This is a genomic window from Mesorhizobium sp. B1-1-1, assembly GCF_006442955.1.
Classification (GTDB): domain Bacteria; phylum Pseudomonadota; class Alphaproteobacteria; order Rhizobiales; family Rhizobiaceae; genus Mesorhizobium.
In genome coordinates this window covers 105984-124381 of record NZ_VFWW01000003.1, presented here as the reverse complement: position 1 = coordinate 124381, position 18398 = coordinate 105984, and the positions used below count along the sequence as shown (strand labels likewise).

The window sequence follows — 18398 nt, the reverse complement described above, 5'->3', positions numbered from 1 at the left end:
GCATTTGTGGGCTGAACGCAGTGCGGCGCTTACAGACGAAGCAGCGTCTTGATCGCCCGCCTCTCATCCATGGCGCGATAGCCCTCGGCGACATCGGCCAGCGGCAGGGTCAGGTCGAAGACCTTGCCGGGATTGATCTTGCGCTCCAGCACCAGATCCATCAGATGCGGAAGAAAACGGCGCACGGGCGCGGGGCCGCCGAGCAGGCTCTTCTGGGCGAAGAAGAGGCCCTGGCCGTCGAGCTGGACGCCATGCGGCACGCCGACGAAGCCGATCGAGCCGCCGGGGCGGGCACAGTTGATCGCCTGCATCATGGATTCCTGCGTGCCGACGCATTCCAGCACGGATTCCGCGCCGACGCCGCGGGTCAGATCCTTGATCCGCGCCACGCCGTCATCGCCGCGCTCCGAAATGATATCGGTGGCGCCGAATTCGAGCGCGAGATCCTGGCGCGTCTTGTGGCGGCTCATGGCGATGATGCGCTCAGCGCCCATCTGCTTGGCCGCAAGCACGCCCATCAGCCCGACCGCGCCGTCACCCACGACGACCGCGGTCGCGCCGGGCTCGACGTGCGCGGCGTCGGCGGCATACCAGCCGGTGCCAAGCACATCCGATGCCGCCAGCAGGCTCGGGATCAGATCGTCCTCGGGCATGCCGGGGGTGGCGACCAGCGTGCCGTCGGCAAGGGGCACGCGCAGCATCGGCGCCTGCGCCCGGCTCATGAACTCGCGCTGCTCGCAGGACGAGGGGAAGCCGAAGCGGCAATGCGGGCAGGTGTTGTCGGAGGTGCAGAACGAGCCGACGACGAACTGGCCGGGCTTCACCGTTCTCACCGCGCTGCCCACTTCCACCACCACGCCGCAATATTCGTGGCCCATATGCATCGGTTCGTTCAGCGGCTGGAGCCCGCGATAGGGCCACAGGTCGGAGCCGCAGATGCAGGTGGCCGAGAGCTTGAGGATGGCGTCGGTGGGATGAAGGATTTCGGGCTCCGCCACTTCCTCGCAGCGGATGTCGCCGGCACCGTAGAGAACTGTTCCGAGCATGGTTTTCTCCTTGAGCCTATGTCAGGCGTTCTATGCGTATGTTGAAGCGTCCGCCGCGCAGCAGCGGTGCGATACCGCTGTCGAGCCGGCCGAGCCGGATCAGGCCGCGCGAATACCGGTAGGGGCCATAAAAGAAGATGAGATTGCCCCAGGGCGCGTAGTAGGCGATGTCGCCGATGGCCTCATTGTCGAACGGGCCGCTGCCCTCGATCCGCAATTTGCGCGGCAGGTAGCCGATCTTCTCGACGGATGCGTAGTCTTCCAGTGTCAGGTCGAGCGGCAGCATCGCGGCGAAATCCTGCGCGCTCGGATTGTCGAACAGGGATGCCGTCAGGCGCATTGCGTCCACTTCAATAGCAATCCTCATCAACGGTTTCTCCTGTCCGTCCGTTCCGCGGGCTTGGCTTGGTGCGGCGGAGGGCGCGAACGCGGCTGCCAGTGCGGCGGCAACCGCGGTGCGGCGCGTCATGTGGCTGCGTGTCATGGCGCGCCCTTGCCATGATCATGGGCGGCTGCCGCCGCGGCCAGCGCGGATCCCACAAGCAGCACCGCACCGAGTGCGAAGGGGCTTCGCCAGCCGAGCGTGTCCAGCAGCAGGCCGCCGCCCGCCGCGCCGAGCGTGATGGCGAACTGGATGACGGCGACCTGCAAGCCGCCGCCGGCTTCGGCATCGTCGCGTAGCGCGCGGCTCAGCCAGGTGCCCCAGCCGACCGGCGCCGCAGTTCCGAAAAAGCCCCAGCCGACGAGCAGCGCGGTGACGGCTACCGGCATCGATCCAAGCATGATCAATGCGACCGCCAACAGCGCCATGGCCAGCGGAATGATGATGACGATGCTGTAGAGCCGCGTCTTGAGCAGCCGGCCTATGGTCCAGGTGCCGGCGACGCCTGCAAGTCCCATCACGAGCAGGATCGCCGAGAGCGCCGAAACGCCGACACCGGTCACGGTTTCCAGGAAAGGCCTGAGATAGGTGAAGAGCGCGAACTGGCCCATGAAGAGCAACAGGATCGAGGCCATGCCGAGCGCGACCTGACGGCGCAGCAGTAGCCGGAGGACATTGCCCGACGCCTTGCGGCCGCGTGGCGGCAGCGCAGGCAGGCTGAGGCTTTGCCAGACAAGGGCAAAGAGGGCCAGCGGCACCACGAGGAAGAACGCGCCGCGCCAGCCGACATAATCGCCGAGCAGGCTTCCGAGCGGCGCCGATATGGTTGCCGCGACGGCGTTGCCGGCGTTGATCATCGCCAGGCCCTCGGGCACGGAGTCCTCCGGCACGAGGCGCATCACGATCGCGGTGGACATCGACCAGAAACCGCCGATGGCAATGCCGAGCAAGGCGCGGCCGATCATCAGCACGGCATAGTTGGGCGCAAAGGTCACCACCAGGCCGGACACGGCGAGCAGCAGCGAGAACGACGTCAGCACCAGCTTGCGGTCGATATGCCGCGTCAGGCCGGTGATGAAAAGGCTGGTGACGACCGCGAAGATGCCGGAGACCGAGATCGCCTGTCCCGCCCGGCCTTCGGTGATGCCGAGCCCGTCGCCGATCGGCGTCAGCAAGCTGACCGGCATGAACTCGGAAGCGATGAGGACGGCGACGCAAAGCGTCATCGAGAACACCGCACCCCATGCTGCCCGAGGCTTCACCAGCCTGTCGTCGTAAGTCGTTTCCATCAGCCGTCACCACGCACAAAAAGCCGGCCGCCGGAAAACGCATCGGCGGCGTGTTCGCGACAGGAGATAGCGCTGGACTATTGGAATGATTAGGCGCTGAAATTCGCTTGAACTTATCGATGTAGGCCATAAATAACGCCGGGCCGTATTCAGCGGGGCAGAAGGCCATGCGCGAAAACTTCAACGATCTTCTGTGGTTTCTTATGGTGGCCGAGGAGCGCAGTTTCACCAAGGCCGCCGCCAAGATCGGTATTACCCAATCGACCCTTAGCCACACCATCAAGCGGCTCGAAACCCGCATGGGCCTGCGGCTGCTGGCGCGAACGACGCGCAGTGTCTCGACGACCGAGGCGGGGGAGCGGTTGCGTCAATCCCTTGCGCCGCGCATCGTCGATATCGAAACCGACATCGCGGCGCTGACGGCCTATCGCGACAAACCCTCGGGGACCGTGCGCATCACCGTCTCCGATCACGCCCTCGAGCAGCTGGTCTGGCCGAAACTGCGGCCCGTCCTTGCCGACTATCCTGACATCAAGCTCGAATTCAGCCGGGACAACGGATTGCGCAACATTGTCGAGGATGGTTTCGATGCTGGCGTGCGGCTTGGCGAAAGCGTGGAGAAGGACATGATCGCCGTGCGCATCGGGCCGGACTGGCGGCTTGTTGCCGTGGGGTCGCCGGCCTACATCGCCGGACGTGGTGTGCCGAAGGCGCCGCAGGACCTGATCGGCCACAATTGCATTAACCTGCGCATGACCAGCGCCGGTGGCCTCTATGCCTGGGAATTCCAGAAGGCCGGCCAGGCTCTGCGCGTGCGCGTCGATGGCCAGCTCGTGTTCAACTCGACCCTGCCGATGGTCGACGCCGCCATTGCCGGCTACGGGCTTGCCTATGTGCCCGAGGATCTGGTCACGGCGCATGTTGCCGCCGGCCGGCTGCAACTCGTGCTCGACGATTGGTCGCCGAAATTCGCCGGCTATTACCTATACTATCCAAGCAGTCGCCAGAACTCGCCGGCCTTCAAGGTCATTGTCGACGCGCTTCGAAAACACAGCCAATGATGGCCACCACACAGAAGCCGAGGACGGGGCTGAGCACAACCGGGAATGGGAGCGGCGGACCTCAGATGATGCCGTGCTTCTTCAGCAGCGCCTGCTCATCGCCCGACACCCATCCGAATATCTTCGGCTCGCCGTCGAGTTTCCGGACAAGGTAGTGAACGTCGAAATCTATCTCGACGTCCGCTTGACCCTTGCGGGCATAGGTCGCGGTCCACGCAACATGGGCAACGCAATGATGCTCGTCGATCGGCGAGATGCCGATGTCGCGTATCCGCATCTCTTTCGTTCCGATTGCCCGGTAGTGGGCATAGCCCTGAGCCATGACTTGCTTGAGTTGATCGTCGTTCTTTCCGGTCACGACGCCGGCAGGCGAGGCGGCTATGAACTCCGACGTGTAGAGCGACGCGGCCTCATCCATATCCATGCCGCCGCCAAGCGACTCCTTGAAAAACCGCTGATAGCGTTCAAAAAATCTCTTTACGCTCATCTCCATGATTTCCGCTCCGGTCGTGTCCTCGGATCAGCGCTGTTCCCGCACGCTCCGGAGGAAATGGATCATCGCGGCGTTGACCTCGTCCGGGCGTTCCTGCTGGGTCCAGTGCCCGCAGCCGGGCAGCATCAACTTGTCGCGGAGTTGCGGGACGAAATTTCCGAGATTGGCCAGCAGCTGATCCATTCCGGGGAAGGCGACAACCAGATCGCGGTCGCCTGCTATATAGAGGGCGGGGACCTTGATCCGCGCGCCGGCAAAGGGCGCCATCAGCTCCCAGTTCCGGTCGATGTTGCGGTACCAGTTGAGACCTCCCGCGAAACCGGTGCGCTGGAACTCGCCGGCGTAGAAATCGAGGTCGCCTTGGCTGAGCCAGGGCGGTAGGCCCGGCGGTGCCTCGACGGCTTGCAGGAAACCTCCATCATGTGGAACCATGCCGATTCCACCCGCGCTCGTGCCCGAGGCATCCCCCGATGCGGCGTAAAGCATGGCCCGCACCGTGGTCCGGGGGTCCCGCTCCAGCTCGGCTTCTGCAATGCCGGGTTGCTGGAAATAGAGCTGGTAGAATTGCGAGTCCGTCGTTCGCGGCATCACGCTGGTTGGGCGCACCTTGGCCCGCGGCCGGAACGGCACGCTGAGGCCGATGACGGCTTGGAATCGGTCCGGGCGCATCAGCGCCGCGTGCCAGGCGACGACGGCGCCCCAGTCGTGGCCGGCGATGATGGCGGTCGGCGCTTCGAGGGCGTCGAGAAGGCCCACCATGTCGCCGACCAGATGGAAGAGCGTATACTGTTCGACCGCCTCCGGCCGATCGCTCCTGCCATAGCCCCGCATGTCGGGGGCGACGGCGTGAAAGCCCGCCGCCGCGAGCGCACTCAATTGATGGCGCCACGAATACCAGGATTCGGGAAAGCCGTGGCACAAGAGCACCAAAGGGCCATCGCCCTGCTCCGCGACGTTGAGGCGGATGCCGTTGGTCTCGACCATTCGCTGCGTCGGCTCGCTCACGGCTGCTTCTCACGCTCGTGTGTCAGTCTCTGTTTAACGGCTGGCGGCGGACGCCGCAACGAGTGGGTTGAGCGAACCGAATGCCTGTCTCGAAAGTCACGCATCTTTTGTCGCCGGTCTCAGGAATGATCGCGGCAATGAATATCCGAGATTTGGTCGGCGCCCGCTTTGCGGTTCCCGAACTTCTGCCCCAGCTTCAAACGCGATGAGCGCGCTTGCCTATTGTCATCCGGCTGTCATATGTCGGCCCTACGAAGCCTTAGTTCTGGATTTATAGATACGTGGATAAAAAATCAGCTCTCCTCGCTTTGGCGGCACTCGGCCAGGATACAAGGCTCGAGGTCTTTCGCCTGCTTGTCCAGGCGGGCGCCGGGGGGACCCCCGCCGGCGAGGTCGCTTATCGCCTCGACATCGTGCAGAACACGATGTCGGCGCACCTCAAGGTTCTTGACCATGCCGGCCTCGTCCGCGCCGAGCGCGATGGTCGCACAATCCGCTATGTTGCCGACATGACCGGATTCCGCGATCTGCTCGCCTATCTCATGGAAGACTGCTGCAATGGCGCGCCGGAACTCTGTCGGCCCGTGATCCAGGCGGTCACCTGCAAGTGTTAGAAGGAGGCATCCGCCATGAGCGAGCCATACAACGTTCTTTTCCTCTGCACGGGCAATTCGGCAAGGTCGATCATCGCCGAGGCGATACTCAACCTTCCGAAAGCCGGCTGAGCAAGGAAAGTATCATGAACGATCACGCTTTGAGCGCGGGCGGCGGCATTGGTTTCGTCGAGAAATACCTGACCGTGTGGGTGGCGCTGTGCATCCTCGCCGGCATCGCGCTCGGCCGTCTCATGCTAGGCGTCTTCCACGCCGTCGGCGAGGCCGAGATTGCCAAGGTCAACCTGCCGGTCGCGGCACTGATCTGGCTGATGATCGTGCCGATGCTGGTCAAGATCGACTTCGCCGCGCTCGGCCATGTGAAGGAGCATTGGCGCGGAATCGGTGTGACACTGTTCGTCAATTGGGCGGTGAAGCCGTTCTCGATGGCGGCGCTCGGCTGGCTGTTCATAGGGTATCTCTTTCGGCCTTATCTGCCGGCCGACCAGATCGACAGCTATATCGCCGGCCTTATCATCTTGGCGGCCGCGCCCTGCACGGCGATGGTCTTCGTGTGGTCGAACCTGACGAAAGGCGAACCGCATTTCACGCTGAGCCAGGTCGCACTTAACGACACCATCATGATCTTCGCCTTCGCGCCGATCGTCGGCTTGCTGCTCGGCCTCTCGGCCATCACCGTACCCTGGAATACCCTCGTCCTCTCCGTCGCGCTCTACATCGTCGTGCCGGTCATCGGCGCCCAATTCCTGCGTCGGCGGCTGCTCGCCGCGGGCCGCGAAGCCGCCTTGAAGCGATTTCTCGAGCGGCTTCAGCCGCTCTCGCTCATAGCCCTGCTTGCCACGCTCGTGCTGCTGTTCGGATTTCAGGGCGTGCAGATCCTGGCGCAGCCGCTGATCATCGCGCTGCTGGCCGTGCCGATCCTGATCCAGGTCTATTTCAATTCAGGGCTCGCTTACCTACTCAACCGTGTCTCGGGCGAACAGCATTGCGTCGCCGGCCCCTCGGCCCTGATCGGCGCTTCGAATTTCTTCGAACTGGCGGTCGCCGCCGCCATCAGCCTGTTCGGCTTTCAGTCGGGGGCGGCGCTCGCCACCGTCGTCGGCGTGCTGATCGAAGTGCCGGTCATGCTCACCGTGGTCTGGATCGTGAACCGCTCCAAAGACTGGTACGAGGGCGGCCGGGCAGTGTCCCGTGTTGCCGAAAACATTAATGCTCGACCCTGATCGAAAAATTGCGAAATAGCCGTTGATCCTCAGCCGGCCGGGCAGCCTGCTGGTGGACTGCTTTGCAGGAAAAGCTCGGGATGGCCGCGCGACGCACTCCCGTTAATTGCGCGGGTATCCGTCCGCTTGACAGTCTGCCTACTAGAAGGTAGACAGGGTGCATGAGCAACTTTTCAACGACATCTGACGAGATTTTGGCCTCCGCACAAAAGCTGATCATCGCCGGCGGTTATAATGGATTCAGCTACGCAGACATCGCGGCCGTGGTCGGCATACGCAAGGCCAGCATCCACCACCACTTCCCCAGCAAGGTCGATCTGGTGCGTACGCTTGTGTCGCGTTACCGCGAGAACGCCGAAGCCGGCATGGCCGATCTCGAGCGCAGCGTGCCTGAACCGCTCGAACTCGTTCAGGCCTACGCGGGTTATTGGGCCAGATGCATCGAGGATGCAAGCATCCCGTTCTGCGTATGTGCGCTGCTGGCAAGCGAACTTCCAGCGCTTCCGAACGAGGTCGTCTCGGAGGTACGGGCGTATTTTCAGTTTCTCTCGGCGTGGCTGACGTCGGTCATCGAACGCGGCGAACAGCAAGGCTCCCTGAAAATCTCTGGTCCGGCGCGGGTGGAGGCAGAGGCGCTCATGGCCACCGTTCATGGCGCGATGCTATCGGCTCGGGCATACGGAAAGCCTGGCGTCTTCGCTACAATTCTCGACCCGACCCTGCGGAGGCTGAAGCCCGAATGATATCAGTGCCGGGCGGCTAAGCGACAGGTCGCCCCGACAAGAGATCCACAAATGCGCCGCAGTAAACTACCAACTAGTAGGTAAGGAATTCCCCATGTTTCACAAACTCCTCTCGGCTCTCTTGGTCGTCGGTATCCCGGCGACCTTCGCCATCACGGCGCCCGCTCAGGCTCAAAGCCGGGAGGCCGAGCAGATCCACATCAGGGGCAGCGTGGTGACCTTCAGCGCTTCGACGCTGAAGGTCACCACGCGGGAAGGCGAGACTGTTGACGTTGTCCTGGCTGATGGCTGGAAGATATCCGCCGTCGCTGCTGCGAAGGTGGCCGATATCAAGCCAGGCGACTTCGTCGGAATTGCCTCGCTGCCGAAGGACAAGGGCGGTGACGGCGCGCTGGAAGTCCTGATCTTCCCGCCCGCGCTGAAAGGCGCAGGTGAGGGAAACTACGGGTGGGATCTGAGGCCTGACAGCAGCATGACCAACGCAACAGTCGCCGATGCCGTCAAGGACGTCGACGGGCGCACCGTGACCGTGTCCTACCAAGGCAAGGAAAAGAAGATCGCGATCCCGGATGGCACCCCCGTCGTGACCCTCGCTCCGGCAACTCAGGATGATCTGGTCCCGGGTGCCGTCGTCTTCATAGCAGGCGAGAAGGCCGCAAGCGAAACGATCGGTCATCAGGTCGTCGTTGGCAAAAATGGCGTGGTCCCACCCATGTGAGCCAGGTCGCCGCTCGTTCGCAGGCTGTCGGCCATCACGGCGGTGGCGAAAGATACGCTGAGCGGTTCGGCGCGGACGAACGCGACAGTGAAGGCCTACCGCTCGTCCGAAACGCCGGCAGCATTTCCCATGCACCGGAAGCGGCGCATTCGCCGACGGCTGTGGCCTGAACCTCGGCGCCGGCTCTCGGGCGAAATTGGCGGATAAATGAAGGCTACGAGGGTGAAACAGCCCTCTTTGACAAGCGCCTCGGCCACCTGTGGTGGCCGAGATCATCAGACACACATTGAACCATACCCGAAGGATATCCAATGAGACGCGATCGCGGTGAAGTTGTTTCAAATGACCAGGACAAGTGGCTCAAGCTGTATTACCTCGCCCGTGCGGCCTTTTCCGTCGTCTGGGTCGTGGCCGCTTTGACGGTCGGCCGGCAGTCGGCGTCCATCGCGGCTGTCTTGCTTGTTGCCTATCCTGCCTGGGATGCAGCCGCCAATTATGTCGATGCTTCCCGCAACGGCGGGCTTGCCGTCAATCGTACGCAAGCGTTCAACGTTGCAATCAGTTCGGTGGTCGCCCTTGCAGTCATCATGGCGCTGGCGATGAACATGAATTGGGTTCTCGGCGTTTTCGGCGTGTGGGCAATCTTCTCCGGTCTGCTGCAGCTTGGAACCGCAATCCGGCGCTGGAAAACCGCCGGAGGCCAATGGGCCATGATCTTGAGCGGAGGCCAATCGGCTGTCGCCGGCGCATTCTTCATCGCGCAAGCGCAGATGTCCGCAGCGCCCTCGATCGCCAACATCGCAGGCTACGCTGGCTTCGGCGCCTTCTATTTCCTCGTGTCAGCCCTTTGGCTCACCGTCTCGCATTCGCGGCGCCGGAAAGTGGCATCCGTACAGGCATGATCCACATTGTCGGCCTACGGCGTATCCGATCGTGGCCGGCGATCGACGGTTGTCCTGATCAGCAGATGAACCGCAGCGCATCGGGGCCGGTCAGGTCAGTACAACTCGGCTCGAAGTCGGCGGGATCGAGCAGTCGGCGTATGAGAGGAACAGACGGGATCGTATCGGCCACGGCCGCGTTCATCCGCAGGAGGGCACAACCTGCCGTTTTATCTGACGGCGCAAGAGGCCGAATCCATGCTTATCCAACCGATCGACTATTTTCTGGTCGCCTGGTTCGTGCTCGCCCTGGCCTCGACGCTCTATGTCGGCGTTGACCAGTACCGCAACAATCCTGAGCCGGTGGTGATGAAATGGGGCTTCATCCTGGTGACGCTCTATATGGGCCCGCTCGGGCTGCTGCTTTACGTGCTCGCCGACAAGGAGCCGCGCCCGGGCGAGCATGAAGCCTTCACCAGTCCGCTCTGGAAGCAGGGCGTCGGCTCGACCATCCACTGTGTCGCCGGCGATGCGACGGGCATCATCCTTGCCGCGGTCGTCACCGCCACGCTCGGCCTGCCGATGTGGCTCGATCTCATCGTCGAATATCTCGCCGGCTTCGCGTTCGGCCTTTTCATCTTCCAGTCGCTGTTCATGAAATCGATGATGGGCGGCAGCTATTGGGAAAACGTGCGCAAGAGCTTCCTGCCCGAGTTCATTTCGATGAACTTCATGATGGCCGGCATGGCGCCGGTCATGAGCTTCCTGATGATGGGCCGCGACATGCGCGCCATGGAGCCGACCGAGCTGCTGTTCTGGGGCGTGATGTCGCTCGGCGTCATCGCCGGTTTCGCGCTTGCCTACCCCGCCAATGTCTGGCTGGTTGCGCGCGAGTTGAAGCACGGCCTGATGACCGAGCGCCCGCCGGAGGCCGGGAAAGACAACCAGGAGCCCGCTGCCAGAAGGCAGCATGCGCAGACGCAAATGCGGCAGGCCGGTGGCCATGGTCATCGCGAGCATGGCCACGACACGGGTTCCCACAAAAGCAAGGGCGGCCATCAGACGCGGTCGGACGCGACCACGCCGCAGATCGCCGCGCTCGGCGTGGTGTCGCTGATTGCGCTTGGTGTTGGCATGGCCGCTCCGGCGAACTGGCTGAACCTCAGGCTTTCGGCCCGCGACGTCGGCGGGGTGATCATGCCGCAGGGCATGATCATGGACCGCGACACCCCGGCCGACGCCATGCGCGACATGGCGGCGGCCGATCCGCGCCTCGTCACCGCTTCATACGACCTCGCCACCAAGGGCGACCAGGATCTGCCGTTCCGAATGGAGAACGGCGTGAAGGTGTTCGAGCTGAGGCCCTCGGTGATCCGCTGGCAGATCCTGCCGGACGTCGCGGTCGATGCCTATGCCTATAACGGCCAGATTCCCGGCCCGCGCATCCACATCCGGCAGGGTGACCGCATCAGGGTCAACGTGACAAACGATCTGCCTGAGGAAACGACCGTGCACTGGCATGGCCTGATCCTGCCCAACCAGATGGACGGGCCGGCCGAGATCACGCAGGCCCCGATCGAGCCGGGGCAGACCTATTCTTACGAATTCACGGCCACCCAGCACGGCACCTATTTCTACCATCCGCACGCCAAGCCCGACCGCACCCAGGCACTCGGCCTCTATGGCGCCCTGATCATCGATCCCGCCAACCCCGCCGATGAGGTCGCCGCCGACCATGACTACGTCATCGAGTTGCAGGAATGGCTGGTGCGAGAGGGGCTGACCTATCCCTCGATGCCGATGGACGGCGGCATGCCGAACTTCTTCACCATCAACGGCAAGGCCTATCCCTCCACCGAGACGATCCGCATGAAGGTCGGCGAGACCCTGAAGGTTCGCTTCATCGGCACCAACAACGGCTTCATCCATCCGATGCACATTCATGGCGGACCATTCGAGGTCGTCGCGCGCGACGGCGAGACCATTCCCCCTTCGGCCCGCTTCCTCGCCGACACCATCAATGTCGGTCCGGGCCAGCGCTATGATGTCGTCTGGACGGCGCGGCGACCCGGCAAATGGCTCATCCACTGCCACATTCCGCACCACACGACGAACAACAATGTCGAGCAAAAGGGCGGCGGCGGGCTGATGGTCGTCATCGACGTCAGCTGACGCGGGCGCCGGAATTGGCGCTGTTGCGGCATCAGCGCCGCACTCGGCCCGGCGACGGCTGCCCAGAGGTTGGCCTCGACGCCGAGCGGCGCAGGCAGCCTCGGAACACGGGCGGGCCCTGCACGTTGATCCCGAACCGCTCGTGGAGTGCACCATGCCAGATTGGATCGGGACTTGGCGAAACCAATACGGCTCGACCGTCATCATCGAGGACGATGCGGAAGGCGTCATCCGCGGCACGTTCAGGACGGCGTTGGAAGACAGCAGTTTCTTTGGTCAGGAACTTCCGATCCATGGCGCTGCTTGCGGCGACGTAATCGGCTTCACGGCTGCGGGACAGGGCAAGGCCGGGCCTGCGGCCGTGAGCTACACCGGTATTCTGCGGGAAAGTAAGCTCGAGATGCTTTGGCATACCGTTGCAGGGCAGACCCTTACCGCATCGGCGGAAGGGGCGCCTGCCAGGATGGTCAGAGTTGGGGCATGGCGCGCCTTCGGGACCAGCCTGGATGTGTTCGAGCGCGTGGAATGACCCAGCCTCTCGGGCCGGCGTGGCTCCATCGGCGGCTACGGAAGGCCGCCAGGCCCGCATATGCGCGACTGAAGGCGGCCTGCCGATCCTGAGCGATTTCGGCGGCGCTGTGGTCGAGCCGACCGGAGGACGGATGGGATGGCGGAAGAAGGCAACGACGCGCGGGTAGTCCTGCAATGCATGACAACCGAGCATTTCGTGCTGCAGACCGCCCGCGCGGCCACCATTCAGGAGGCGAATCAGCGCGCCAATCTGTTCCTCACATCGGTCTCAAGCGCGGCGATCGCTCTGTCATTCGTGGCGCAGGTCACGAAAATGGGTACGCCGTTCGTGCTGTTCAGCCTGATCTTGCTGCCCTGCGTTTTCTTCATCGGCCTGGTCACCTTCGTCCGCGCCGTGCAGGTCGCCATCGAGGACATGGTGCACGCCCGTGGAATGGCGCGGATCCGGCACTACTACGTCGAAGTCGCGCCCGCCATGCAAAGCTACCTCGTTCATTCCACGCATGACGATCGCTCGGCGGTGCTCGTGGACAAGGGGCTCAGCCCATCGCCGTTGCAGTATTTCATGACCACGGCCGGAATGGTGAGCGTGATCAGCAGCGCCATCGCAGGTGTCTTTACGGGCATAGCCGCCACAGCGGCAGCCGGCGCCGGAATGGCTCTCGGTGTGGCAGCCGGGATGCTTGCCTTCGCTGCAAGCGTGTTCGTGCTGCGCAGCTACCACCTGCGGGCTTGGACGGCGGCCGAGCAAAGACTGACGGTTCTTTTCCCAGGCACGCGCGGGGAATGAAGCTCTGCGGAGCCAGGGATCGCTTGGCCGAGGTCCCATATACCATGCATGCCTTGTGACATCTTCTATTGCCGCGGCCCAAAGCCTCTATATGGCCGTAGCGGAACAATGGAGGCCGTTTCCTGCATGCCGCTTTTGAACAGCGGAAGGGCATTGAGCACCGAGCGAACCTCTTCCTCCGTTTCGGCCTCCATGAGAAGACAAGCGCCGCCCATGTCGCCGCGGTTCCAGATTTGTCGCACGGTGCTCGCCATGAAAAGTCGGCGAACGCCTTCGGCTTCGGCTTCCAGTCTCTCGGGCGTGTAGTCCGCGTCGTTGAAGCTTTCCGTCCGCCGACGTGTCAAGACCATGAACTGCATGTTCTTTCTCCTGTTGATGAAGGTAAGGCTTTCCGGTTTGTCCCGGTGGGTGCTTGATGCCTGTCATGGTTATTTAGCGACCATCGGCTGGAACAGGGCGGAAAGGATCGGTTTTCCAGTCTCGGCCGGCAACGTCGGCGCGAGAAAGACCGATGTCTTGCAATTGCGAGTCCGTGAGTTCCATCAGCATGCGGCGGCTCCGGCGCCTTTCCATACCGGCTTCGACCCAGACCAAGATCGCCGCGACGCGCGCCATCAGAATCTGTAGAGCCTCGACTCCACGCCGCTGCGGTGCACTCCTTGTTTCGGCCCGCTCCACGGCGGCGCCGTTGACGACTGCGTCCATCGCATTTCTCCTTTTTTTCGCGACCGGTCGAACCCCGAGGCGAAGGCGGCGAATGAGCTCGCTGCTTTGGGGGTTCGGCGGCCGGAGCCGGTGTCTAACGGTTGCCGAAAAGGTCCCGGCGATGCTCGACCGCCGGATCCCGCGCGATGGCCGCGTTCGAGCCCGCATTGAGCAGTTCGTAGACTGCACTATGCGCGATCGAGGACGTGTGGGTGCTGTCGAGCTGTTCCCGGGCAATCGCATTGATGTCGGAGCCGCCGACCTTCGGGTTCTCGGCGAGTGCGGCGTCAGTGATGGCCAGGAACGCGGCGGCGGCAAGAGCGATCTTTTTCATGGAAATCTCCTAAGGTTGAGTTCTGGACTTGGTTCAAGAACAGGTCCTTGCCCGTTCGCCAAGAAGATGCATCTTGGACCCACTCATGATAATCTTCGAATATTGGAAAGGATCATCCGCCAAGAGCGGATAATAGGATCATGAGCGGGCGCGCGGCCTCAGCGCTGGCCCTCCCGGATCGAGGGTTTTGCCATGTCGGTGCTGGCAATCGCTCCGGCCCTTGCCGGCATGTGGCCGGCCAGAGATCAGAAGGCACATCAGCCCGCCGACTTTCCGGCGGCGGACGGTGTAACCGTCGTTCAGTACTTCAATTCCATCCACCTGCGGTGTTCGGCAAAGCGCTCGGCCAACAGATCGATGAAAGTCCTCACCTTGGCCGAGACATGGTGACGATGCGGATAGAACGCGTTGATCGCGAACTCGACTCCTGAATATTCCTCCAGCACCCGGACAAGGCGCCCGGCGCTCAGGTCGTCGGCCACGAGGAAGGGCGGCGGTATGAACAGACCGCGGCCGTCGAGAGCAAGGCGTCTGAGCGTCTCCTGGCTGTTGGTCAATAAGTTGCCATCGACGCGGACGGAAACGGGCTCGCCGTCGGGGTCCTCGAAACGCCACTCGTTACCGAAAGGATATGACGCATGGCGCATGCAATTGTGGCGTGCGAGGTCATCGGGCCGACGCGGTGTTCCATGGCGTTCGAAATAGCCGGGCGAACCGCAGACGATGTTGCGCCATGAGGTCAGCCGCCGGACGATCAGGCTTGAATCGGGAAGCGGCAGCGAACGCACGTCAAGGTCGAAGCCCTCCTCCACCATGTCGACCATTCTTTCGCCGACGGTGAGATCGACCGAAACAGCCGGATAAAGGTTGACGAATTCGGAAACGATCGGCGCCAGAAAACGGATGACGCTCATGCTGGAATGAAGGCGAAGCGTGCCTTGCGGCGTCGCCTGAAGTGCTCCCGCGACGCGGTCCGCCTCCTCCAGATCGGCGAGGATCTGCGAGGAACGCTGGTAGTAAGCCTGGCCGATCTCGGTCAGGCTCACCTTGCGGGTGGTGCGGTTGAGAAGCCGGACGCCGAGCCTGTCCTCCAGCGCCTGGACGTGGTTGCTGACCATCGTCGTCGACATGTTGAGGCGTCGGGCTGCCGCGGAAAAGCCCCCGCATTCCACAACGCGGCCAAACACCGTCAAGCTCGTGAGCCTGTCCATTTCGATTATCCGCTCTTAATGGATGATCCTTCCGTTCTTTCCTCGATTATCACATCAAGATTGCCGTTGCATCGTCCTTGCACCAATCGGCCACTCGGCCCGACCGTGAGAGGAGATTACGATGACCGTAAGCGTCAACCCCGCCACCTTGGAATACCCGGTTGAGGTAAAACCCGCGCGGCGGTCCCGCAAGACGATGATCAAGCGCACCGTTGTCGGGTTGGGCCTGGTGGCCGGCCTGACCGCGGCTGCGCTCTACGGCTATGACTATTGGACGGTCGGGCAGTATCTGCAATCGACCGACGATGCCTATGTCAAGGCCGACTATACGACTGTCGCGCCGAAGATCTCGGGCCACATCGCCGAGGTGCTGGTCGAGGACAACACTCCCGTCAAGGCGGGCCAGGTTCTGGCCCGCATCGACGATCGCGATTTCAGGACCGCGCTAGACCAAGCGCAAGCCAATGTCGAAGCAGCCGAAGCGACGCTGCATAACCTCGACGCCCAGATCGGCCTGCAGCATTCGGTGGTCGAACAGCAAAAGGCCAACGTCGCCGCAACCGAGGCGAAGCTCAAATTCGCGCAGCAGGAGGGTGACCGCTATAAAACCCTGCTGAAAAGCGGCTACGGCACCAGCCAACGCGCCCAGCAGGCCGCGGCGTCCCTTGGCGAAAACGAAGCCCAACTGCAGAGGGATCGCGCCGCACTGGTTGCTGCCCGCAAAGCAATCGACGTGCTCACGACTGAGCGCGGCAAGGCGGAGGCCGAGCGCGACAGCAGCCAGGCCGCCCTGCGTCAGGCGGAACTCAATCTCTCCTACACCACGATCACAGCGCCCGTCGACGGCACTGTCGGGGCCCGTTCGCTTCGCGTCGGCCAGTATGTGCAGGCCGGCACGCTGCTCATGGCGGTGGTGCCGCTGAATGCGGTCTATGTCGTGGCCAATTTCAAGGAAACACAGCTCACTCATGTGCAGAGCGGACAGCCGGTCGAGATCGCCGTCGACGGCTTTCCCGGCGTGGCACTCAAGGGCCGTGTCGACAGTGTGTCGCCGGCCAGCGGTCTCGAGTTCGCGCTGCTGCCCCCGGATAACGCCACCGGCAATTTCACCAAGATCGTGCAGCGCATCCCGGTGAAGATCGCGATCAACGACGGCAGGCTCGCCGGCAAGCTGCGCGCCGGCATGTCGGCGGAACCGACGATCGACACGAAGGCAACCATCCTGGCCGAACGGGGTGAACCGGACAGCGGCCGCCGAATCATCGCCGGCTGGTAACTCGTAGCGGCTGCGCGAGGTTCTCCGAGACCTCGCATGGTGGCCGCCACGCCAGTGTCTCACGCGCGCTTCGTCAAACAAGGAATTCAGCCGTGCCCGCGATCTTCACCGCCAACCCCACGCCTGCGCCGATGGCAGCCAAAGCATCGAGCCTGGCGCCGACCGATGCCTCTTCCGCCCCGCTCAAGACCTGGATCGCCGTCATTGGCTCGACGCTCGGCGCCTTCATGGCGGTCCTCAACATCCAGATCGTCAACGCATCGCTAGCCGACATTCAGGGCGCCATCGGCGCGGGCATCGATGACGGCGGCTGGATATCGACCGCCTACCTGGTGGCCGAGATCGTCGTCATTCCGCTCACCGGCTGGCTGTCGCGGGTCTTTTCCATCCGCGTCTATCTTCTGGCCAATGCAATCCTGTTTCTCGCCTTCTCGGTTGCCTGCGCCTTCGCGCAAAACCTTCAGCAGATGATTGTTCTGCGTGCTTTGCAGGGCTTTTGCGGCGGCGTGCTGATTCCGGTCGCCTTCACCATCACCATAACCCTCCTGCCGAAGGCGAAGCAGCCGATCGGATTCGCCCTGTTCGCGCTGTCGGCGACCTTCGCACCAGCCATCGGGCCGACAATCGGTGGCTATCTCACCGAGAACTGGGGTTGGCAGTTCATCTTCTATGTCAACTTGGTCCCCGGCGCGCTGATGGTCGGCATGCTGTGGATGTCGCTCGAAAGGGCGCCGATGCAGCTCTCGCTGCTGCGCCAGGGCGACTGGGCCGGGATCATCACCATGGCGATCGGGCTCGGCTCCTTGCAGACTGTGCTCGAGGAGGGCAACAAGGACGATTGGTTCGGCTCGCCGTTCATCGTGCGGCTGTCCTTGACCGCCCTCGTCAGCCTCTCGCTTTTCCTGTGGATCGAGTTGAGAAGCGAAAGGCCCTTGCTTAACCTCAGACTGTTCGCCCGCTGGAATTTCGGTTTCTCCATCCTGGCCAGCTTCCTGCTCGGAATTGCGCTCTACGGGGCGGTGTTCATCCTGCCCGTCTATCTCGCGCGCATCCAGGGCTACAACGCCCAGCAGATCGGCATGGTGCTGGCCTGGACAGGCCTGCCGCAACTGGTGCTGATCCCGCTGGTGCCGCAGTTGATGAAGCGTTTCGACATGCGCATTATCGTCGCCTTCGGCTTTGCGCTGTTCGCGGCGAGCAATTTTATGAACATCGAAATGACGGCGACCTACGCGTCGGAGCAGTTCTTTTGGCCGAATGTCGTCCGTGCCGTCGGTCAGGCCCTGGTCATGGTACCCCTGGCTGCGGTCGCTACGGCCGGCATCGAGCAGGAGAACGCCGGCTCCGCCTCCGCACTGTTCAACATGATCCGCAATCTCGGCGGCGCCGTCGGTATCGCCATGCTGCAGACTTTTCTGACCAAGCGCGAGCAGTTCCACTCCAACGTGCTGGTGCGGTCGGTGTCGCTGTTCGAAGAGAGCACTCGCGCGCGCATCGAGCATCTGACCCGGTACTTCCTGGCGCATGGCGCCGGCGATCGCGCAGCCGCGATGCACAAGGCCGTCATCGCCATCGGACAGATGGTGCGCAAGCAGGCTTTCATCATGGCTTTCAGCGACGCGTTCTATCTGCTCGGAGCAGCCCTTGTCGTCGCGTTCTTCGCCACGCTGCTGTTGCGCAACCCGGGCCATGTCGAGGCAGGTGGCGCGCACTGAACCATCGGAAAGGAGAACCATAATGATTTCAAATCCCGACTACGCCTGCGCGGCCCCGGAATGTGAGTCTGTCACGGTGCACCGCCAGGAGACTCAGCAAATTTCGAATGTTTGGCAGAGACTGTGCCGTTCCAAGTAGGGCACTTCAGCCCATAGTGCGATTTTGGCACCGGCTGCCGCCGTCTTGCCAAAACCGGCTGAATTCCGAA

The 18398-nt window shown here is 62.8% G+C and carries 20 protein-coding genes and 1 pseudogene; 12 read left to right on the top strand and 9 right to left on the bottom strand.

The window, feature by feature from the left end:
- Positions 1 to 29 precede the first annotated feature (29 nt).
- From FJ986_RS06220 to FJ986_RS06210, 3 genes are all read right to left on the bottom strand, one after another.
- Entirely contained in the window at positions 30 to 1046 is a 1017-nt protein-coding gene (locus FJ986_RS06220; protein ID WP_140673700.1) for a zinc-dependent alcohol dehydrogenase family protein, read from the bottom strand.
- 16 nt (positions 1047 to 1062) lie between these two features.
- Positions 1063 to 1413: a cyclophilin-like fold protein gene (locus FJ986_RS06215; RefSeq protein ID WP_318013179.1), complete on the bottom strand. Its 351-nt coding sequence runs from the start codon at positions 1411 to 1413 to the stop codon at positions 1063 to 1065.
- Positions 1414 to 1526: 113 nt separating this feature from the next.
- The gene (locus FJ986_RS06210; protein ID WP_140559085.1) at positions 1527 to 2717 is read right to left on the bottom strand and encodes an MFS transporter; all 1191 of its coding nucleotides are present in this window, start codon (positions 2715 to 2717) and stop codon (positions 1527 to 1529) included.
- 167 nt (positions 2718 to 2884) lie between these two features.
- Here FJ986_RS06210 and FJ986_RS06205 point away from each other — a divergent pair, with 167 nt between their 5' ends.
- On the top strand, positions 2885 to 3778 hold the full coding sequence (locus tag FJ986_RS06205; protein ID WP_140491524.1) for a LysR family transcriptional regulator: 894 nt from the start codon (positions 2885 to 2887) through the stop codon (positions 3776 to 3778).
- Positions 3779 to 3839: 61 nt separating this feature from the next.
- Here FJ986_RS06205 and FJ986_RS06200 read toward each other — a convergent pair whose 3' ends face one another.
- Positions 3840 to 4271, bottom strand: a complete 432-nt coding sequence (locus tag FJ986_RS06200; RefSeq protein WP_140491522.1) for a nuclear transport factor 2 family protein — start codon at positions 4269 to 4271, stop codon at positions 3840 to 3842.
- Between the two features lie 27 nt (positions 4272 to 4298).
- Positions 4299 to 5276: an alpha/beta hydrolase gene (locus FJ986_RS06195; RefSeq protein ID WP_140491520.1), complete on the bottom strand. Its 978-nt coding sequence runs from the start codon at positions 5274 to 5276 to the stop codon at positions 4299 to 4301.
- Between the two features lie 281 nt (positions 5277 to 5557).
- Between FJ986_RS06195 and FJ986_RS06190 the strand changes: the two genes are divergently transcribed.
- The 9 genes and pseudogenes from FJ986_RS06190 (at position 5558) to FJ986_RS06150 (ending at position 12948) form a co-directional block, all read left to right on the top strand.
- Positions 5558 to 5890: a metalloregulator ArsR/SmtB family transcription factor gene (locus tag FJ986_RS06190; RefSeq protein WP_140554651.1), complete on the top strand. Its 333-nt coding sequence runs from the start codon at positions 5558 to 5560 to the stop codon at positions 5888 to 5890.
- 15 nt (positions 5891 to 5905) lie between these two features.
- Positions 5906 to 5983: pseudogene (locus FJ986_RS06185) on the top strand (arsenate reductase ArsC); the annotation flags it as partial.
- A gap of 65 nt (positions 5984 to 6048) precedes the next feature.
- Positions 6049 to 7113, top strand: coding sequence for an ACR3 family arsenite efflux transporter (gene arsB, locus FJ986_RS06180; protein WP_181176916.1), 1065 nt, complete (start codon positions 6049 to 6051; stop codon positions 7111 to 7113).
- Positions 7114 to 7274: 161 nt separating this feature from the next.
- The gene (locus FJ986_RS06175; RefSeq protein WP_140559083.1) at positions 7275 to 7856 is read left to right on the top strand and encodes a TetR/AcrR family transcriptional regulator; all 582 of its coding nucleotides are present in this window, start codon (positions 7275 to 7277) and stop codon (positions 7854 to 7856) included.
- A gap of 94 nt (positions 7857 to 7950) precedes the next feature.
- Entirely contained in the window at positions 7951 to 8574 is a 624-nt protein-coding gene (locus FJ986_RS06170) for a hypothetical protein (RefSeq protein WP_140559082.1), read from the top strand.
- 311 nt (positions 8575 to 8885) lie between these two features.
- The gene (locus tag FJ986_RS06165; protein ID WP_140559081.1) at positions 8886 to 9476 is read left to right on the top strand and encodes a DUF308 domain-containing protein; all 591 of its coding nucleotides are present in this window, start codon (positions 8886 to 8888) and stop codon (positions 9474 to 9476) included.
- Positions 9477 to 9713: 237 nt separating this feature from the next.
- Entirely contained in the window at positions 9714 to 11627 is a 1914-nt protein-coding gene (locus FJ986_RS06160; RefSeq protein WP_140559080.1) for a DUF4396 domain-containing protein, read from the top strand.
- 154 nt (positions 11628 to 11781) lie between these two features.
- Positions 11782 to 12156 carry an avidin/streptavidin family protein gene (locus FJ986_RS06155; protein WP_140514279.1) on the top strand — a complete coding sequence of 125 codons (375 nt, stop codon included), beginning with the start codon at positions 11782 to 11784 and terminating at the stop codon, positions 12154 to 12156.
- A 138-nt stretch (positions 12157 to 12294) separates the two neighbouring features.
- Positions 12295 to 12948: a hypothetical protein gene (locus FJ986_RS06150; protein ID WP_140559079.1), complete on the top strand. Its 654-nt coding sequence runs from the start codon at positions 12295 to 12297 to the stop codon at positions 12946 to 12948.
- A gap of 65 nt (positions 12949 to 13013) precedes the next feature.
- On the opposite strand, the gene FJ986_RS06145 is transcribed toward FJ986_RS06150, so the two are convergent.
- The 4 genes from FJ986_RS06145 to FJ986_RS06130 form a co-directional block, all read right to left on the bottom strand.
- Positions 13014 to 13307: a muconolactone Delta-isomerase family protein gene (locus tag FJ986_RS06145; protein WP_140547678.1), complete on the bottom strand. Its 294-nt coding sequence runs from the start codon at positions 13305 to 13307 to the stop codon at positions 13014 to 13016.
- A 73-nt stretch (positions 13308 to 13380) separates the two neighbouring features.
- Positions 13381 to 13653: a DUF1127 domain-containing protein gene (locus FJ986_RS06140; protein WP_246675483.1), complete on the bottom strand. Its 273-nt coding sequence runs from the start codon at positions 13651 to 13653 to the stop codon at positions 13381 to 13383.
- A gap of 94 nt (positions 13654 to 13747) precedes the next feature.
- Positions 13748 to 13987, bottom strand: a complete 240-nt coding sequence (locus FJ986_RS06135; RefSeq protein WP_140559078.1) for a hypothetical protein — start codon at positions 13985 to 13987, stop codon at positions 13748 to 13750.
- A 299-nt stretch (positions 13988 to 14286) separates the two neighbouring features.
- Positions 14287 to 15198: a LysR family transcriptional regulator gene (locus FJ986_RS06130; RefSeq protein ID WP_140514286.1), complete on the bottom strand. Its 912-nt coding sequence runs from the start codon at positions 15196 to 15198 to the stop codon at positions 14287 to 14289.
- 121 nt (positions 15199 to 15319) lie between these two features.
- Here FJ986_RS06130 and FJ986_RS06125 point away from each other — a divergent pair, with 121 nt between their 5' ends.
- Both FJ986_RS06125 and FJ986_RS06120 read left to right on the top strand, forming a co-directional pair.
- Positions 15320 to 16474, top strand: coding sequence for an HlyD family secretion protein (locus tag FJ986_RS06125; RefSeq protein WP_140559077.1), 1155 nt, complete (start codon positions 15320 to 15322; stop codon positions 16472 to 16474).
- Positions 16475 to 16605: 131 nt separating this feature from the next.
- Positions 16606 to 18189 (top strand): MDR family MFS transporter, encoded by a 1584-nt coding sequence (locus tag FJ986_RS06120; RefSeq protein WP_140673936.1) that lies wholly within the window; start codon positions 16606 to 16608, stop codon positions 18187 to 18189.
- Positions 18190 to 18398 lie beyond the last annotated feature (209 nt).

Bases quoted from the DNA above. Each gene is read 5' to 3' on its own strand.
- FJ986_RS06220 (WP_140673700.1), bottom strand. From the start codon at position 1,046: ATGCTCGGAACAGTTCTCTACGGTGCCGGCGACATCCGCTGCGAGGAA.
- FJ986_RS06215 (WP_318013179.1), bottom strand. From the start codon at position 1,413: ATGAGGATTGCTATTGAAGTGGACGCAATGCGCCTGACGGCATCCCTG.
- FJ986_RS06210 (WP_140559085.1), bottom strand. From the start codon at position 2,717: ATGGAAACGACTTACGACGACAGGCTGGTGAAGCCTCGGGCAGCATGG.
- FJ986_RS06205 (WP_140491524.1), top strand. From the start codon at position 2,885: ATGCGCGAAAACTTCAACGATCTTCTGTGGTTTCTTATGGTGGCCGAG.
- FJ986_RS06200 (WP_140491522.1), bottom strand. From the start codon at position 4,271: ATGGAGATGAGCGTAAAGAGATTTTTTGAACGCTATCAGCGGTTTTTC.
- FJ986_RS06175 (WP_140559083.1), top strand. From the start codon at position 7,275: ATGAGCAACTTTTCAACGACATCTGACGAGATTTTGGCCTCCGCACAA.
- FJ986_RS06170 (WP_140559082.1), top strand. From the start codon at position 7,951: ATGTTTCACAAACTCCTCTCGGCTCTCTTGGTCGTCGGTATCCCGGCG.
- FJ986_RS06165 (WP_140559081.1), top strand. From the start codon at position 8,886: ATGAGACGCGATCGCGGTGAAGTTGTTTCAAATGACCAGGACAAGTGG.
- FJ986_RS06160 (WP_140559080.1), top strand. From the start codon at position 9,714: ATGCTTATCCAACCGATCGACTATTTTCTGGTCGCCTGGTTCGTGCTC.
- FJ986_RS06155 (WP_140514279.1), top strand. From the start codon at position 11,782: ATGCCAGATTGGATCGGGACTTGGCGAAACCAATACGGCTCGACCGTC.
- FJ986_RS06150 (WP_140559079.1), top strand. From the start codon at position 12,295: ATGGCGGAAGAAGGCAACGACGCGCGGGTAGTCCTGCAATGCATGACA.
- FJ986_RS06145 (WP_140547678.1), bottom strand. From the start codon at position 13,307: ATGCAGTTCATGGTCTTGACACGTCGGCGGACGGAAAGCTTCAACGAC.
- FJ986_RS06140 (WP_246675483.1), bottom strand. From the start codon at position 13,653: ATGGACGCAGTCGTCAACGGCGCCGCCGTGGAGCGGGCCGAAACAAGG.
- FJ986_RS06135 (WP_140559078.1), bottom strand. From the start codon at position 13,987: ATGAAAAAGATCGCTCTTGCCGCCGCCGCGTTCCTGGCCATCACTGAC.
- FJ986_RS06130 (WP_140514286.1), bottom strand. From the start codon at position 15,198: ATGGACAGGCTCACGAGCTTGACGGTGTTTGGCCGCGTTGTGGAATGC.
- FJ986_RS06125 (WP_140559077.1), top strand. From the start codon at position 15,320: ATGACCGTAAGCGTCAACCCCGCCACCTTGGAATACCCGGTTGAGGTA.
- FJ986_RS06120 (WP_140673936.1), top strand. From the start codon at position 16,606: ATGGCAGCCAAAGCATCGAGCCTGGCGCCGACCGATGCCTCTTCCGCC.